The organism is Methanocalculus sp. (genome assembly GCF_030651615.1).
Lineage (GTDB): Archaea > Halobacteriota > Methanomicrobia > Methanomicrobiales > Methanocorpusculaceae > Methanocalculus.
The window spans coordinates 1-3,625 of sequence record NZ_JAUSCG010000076.1; the positions used below are offsets into that span (position 1 = coordinate 1).

The following is a 3,625-nucleotide window of genomic DNA, read 5'->3' on the forward strand; positions in this document are numbered from 1 at the left end:
CCGCACCTGCTTCAGTACCCGGCGTGCAGGGTCCATCGTCGACTCCCAGAGCTGGCCTGCATTCATCTCACCAAGACCCTTATATCGCTGTACATGGACACCGGTCTCACCCATCTCAAGGACAACCTTCCGCATCTCTTCCTCACGGAAGACATACTGCTCCTTCTTTCCTTTTGCAATACGAAAGAGTGGAGGCTGTGCAAGGTAAATGTACCCGAGATCGATCAGCTCCTTCATATACCGATAGAAGAAGGTCAGGAGCAGTGTGCTGATATGAGCACCATCAACATCTGCATCGGTCATGATGATGATGTAGTGGTACCTGGCCCTTTCAGGGTTAAAATTGGTTCCTATACCGGTTCCAATAGCGGATATGAGAGCATTGATCTCGAGGTTCTTTAAGATCTTATGTTCAGTCGCCTTCTCGACGTTCAGGATCTTGCCCTTCAGTGGAAGGATAGCCTGGAATCTTCGGTTTCGCCCCTGTTTTGCCGATCCACCTGCGGAATCTCCTTCAACAATATAAATCTCACTCTTTGACGGATCACGCTCTGAACAGTCTGCAAGCTTGCCGGGAAGGGTGGACGATTCAAGGGTGCTCTTCCTGCGTGCAAGTTCACGGGCATTCTTCGCCGCCTCACGGGCACGTGCAGCAGCTGATGCCTTCTCTGCAATGATCCCAATGATCTTTGGGTTCTCCTCAAAGAAGTCCGAGAGAGACTGATAGACAAGAGAATCGACAATCCCCCGGACATTCGAGTTGCCAAGCCGCATCTTCGTCTGCCCTTCAAACTGGGGATTGGCAATTTTGACGCTGATGACGGTGCAGAGCCCCTCGCGGACATCATCTCCTTTGAAAGAGAAGTCACCCTTCAGAAGATTGTTCTTCTTCGCAGAGGTGTTGATCGCACGGGTGAGTGCAGATCGGAATCCCTCAAGGTGAGTCCCTCCCTCGCGAGTGTTAACACTGTTAACGAAGGTGAAGAGGGTCTCACTGTATCCGGTGTTATATTGGATAGCAACCTCAACCTCAAGTTTATTCTCCTCATCCCTCCTGCCGAAGTAGACGACATCCGGATAGAGCGGCTCTTTCCCTTCATTGAGATATCGGACGAATTCGCTGATTCCGCCTTCATAGTAGAATGTCTCTCCATCTCCACTCCGCCGATCCATTATGCGAATCCGGACACTCCGGTTCAGGAAGGCAAGTTCACGGAGGCGTGAACTGACGATATCAAAATCAAAGTTGGTGGTATCAAAGATACTGGCATCCGGCTTGAAGGTGATCCGTGTACCCGTATAGGAAGCGTGATCACTGAGGTCCATCGACCCGGATTCCGAACCGAACCGATTCTTCATCCTTCGCTGATACTCCTCTGCAGGCTCCGGCGCTGATGAGAGGGGTGAGACGACCAGACCGCGTTCGAACCGCATCGAGTAGACAAGCCCGTCGCGGAAGACTTCTGCCACGATCCATTCGGAGAGGGCATTCACAACCGAGATGCCGACTCCATGAAGCCCTCCTGATACCTGATAGGAGTTTTTATCAAACTTCCCTCCGGCATGAAGGATCGTCATCACCACTTCAAGTGCGCTCTTCCCATACTTTGGCATGGTGTCAATAGGGATACCACGTCCATCATCTTCGATTGTACAGGAGCCGTCGGGGTTGATGGATACATCGATATGGTTGCAGTACCCTGCAAGTGCCTCATCGATCGAGTTATCCACCACCTCATAAATGAGATGGTGCAGCCCCTTGGTGTCGGTGCTCCCGATGTACATCGCCGGCCGCTCACGTACCGGACTGAGCCCTTCAAGAACGGTGATCTGTTGTGCATTGTATGTACTATTCATGCATGACTCCGATTATGGCAGATTATCCGGGAAAAAGCCCATGGACGTTACTCTGCCACTCTCTTGCAGGCAGGGGAGATACCGCCTGCTATACCATTATATATTGGTATTAAGAGATGATATACTTGGTCTTTTTCTCTGATACACGCCTGATATCCAAAAATCAGTCAAATGAACCCATATCAGGGTCATCAATTCCAAGATCACGATCCACAGCATATATGAGCCGTTTCATGAGCTTTTTTACCGCTTCGGCATCCTGGCTGTCATTGATCCCAACTTTATGCCAGAGTATCAGTTTTCTCAGCCGTTCAGTAAGTTCAGCTACCTCTGTTCCTTTCATACGTGGAGGAACCTGCATCTCCATCAGGTGATCGGCTGCGCCGAAGAATGCCTGCTCGGGAGGGAGGGCGAAATGTTTACTGAGGAGGACAAGATTGACGACAAAACCTCTGCCGAATTTGCTTTCCATAAACTACCATCTGGCTTTCAGATCTGATGAATTCTGCGGTCAGAGAAGGTAGACAAGAAGAGGATAGCAGATGATGAAGGGCAGAATGGTTCCAAGGGCGATCCGATCTGTAGAACAGAGAGGTTTCTTTGTGACATACATGTGAGATGCTCTGCCATAGCCGCGGCAGAGCATGCTCATATAGGTCCGCTCCCCCTGTTCAAATGAACGAAGAAAGAGGGTTCCGATGGTATAGGCGATAGTCGAAAGCCTGTATCGATAGGGGAGGTTTCGATTCAGTGCATTAAAACACCGTGTTGCAAGGGCATTCTGAATATGGCGGTAGATCACGGCAAAGACGAAGAGGTATCGGATCATCATCCCGAGGATGAGGGAGAATTCTGCAGGAAGTCCAAGTCGTGCAGCACCTTCAAGGAGATCATGCATCCGTGTTGTTCCGGAGAGAAGAATGATAAACGAGACGCAGACGAGAAATTTCGCAGAGAGCATCAGGGCGAAGAGTAATGACTCCTGATAGATGGCAACACCAAGGGGAAGATCAACAAGGACGGTACATTCTGTGTACCTTGGGTTTTCAAAGAATATCTGGGCGACGATGATGAAAAATCCAAAGGGAAGGATCATGGCAAGACGGAGGATATAGGTTCTGATGGATGTTTGAGAGAGGGAAAAAAGAATGAGGAGGAGGAGGAGAAATCCGGCAGTCGCAAGATAGACATCAGATTCAAAAGGAAATGCTACAATTGCGATAATAGCCGCGATGGTGATGATGATCTTGACTCTTGCATCCAGTCGGTGGACAAGGCTGTCCCTGTATGCCTCCTGCTCAATTGCAAAGAGCTCATCGATCATGGTTGCCTGCTAAACGCCTTGAGCAATGACGTTTCGGCATCCGAATACCGGTATGCCATATCAATTGCAACCCCCTCATCCCGCAGCCTGTGTATGGCACGCGGCAGTGGTGGAAGTTGAAGCCGTGTTGAGAGGAGGAGTTCTTCATGGGAGAATATCTCTTCAATAGTTCCCGATCCCATGATCCTGCCACGGTTCATCACATAGACGATATCAGCGATCTCAGGAACGAGCTCTACCTGATGGGTTGAGAAGATGACGGTGATGCCAAACCTGTCAGGGAGGGTCTGGAGAAATGCCAGGAGATCTTCTACCCCCCCGGGATCAAGCCCTGCTGTCGGCTCATCAAGGACAAGGACCTGCGGCTCCATCGCCACCACTCCTGCAATAGCTACGCGCTTCTTCTCTCCACCCGATAGATGATGAGGAACGCGTTCACGGAGA

4 protein-coding genes are annotated in these 3,625 nt (G+C 50.3%); all 4 read right to left on the reverse strand.

Features of this window, described 5'->3' with window-relative positions:
• Nucleotides 1-1,857 (reverse strand): DNA topoisomerase subunit B (locus Q7V06_RS03065; RefSeq protein WP_304837907.1); only part of this gene is annotated, 1,857 nt, incomplete at its 3' end.
• A gap of 163 nt (nt 1,858-2,020) precedes the next feature.
• Nucleotides 2,021-2,329, reverse strand: coding sequence for a hypothetical protein (locus Q7V06_RS03070; protein ID WP_304837909.1), 309 nt, complete (start codon nt 2,327-2,329; stop codon nt 2,021-2,023).
• 39 nt (nt 2,330-2,368) lie between these two features.
• Nucleotides 2,369-3,181 (reverse strand): cobalt ECF transporter T component CbiQ, encoded by an 813-nt coding sequence (gene cbiQ, locus Q7V06_RS03075; RefSeq protein ID WP_304837911.1) that lies wholly within the window; start codon nt 3,179-3,181, stop codon nt 2,369-2,371.
• The coding region (locus Q7V06_RS03080) for an ATP-binding cassette domain-containing protein (protein WP_304837914.1) at nt 3,178-3,625 on the reverse strand (448 nt) is incomplete at its 5' end. The genes Q7V06_RS03080 and cbiQ, both read right to left, overlap by 4 nt.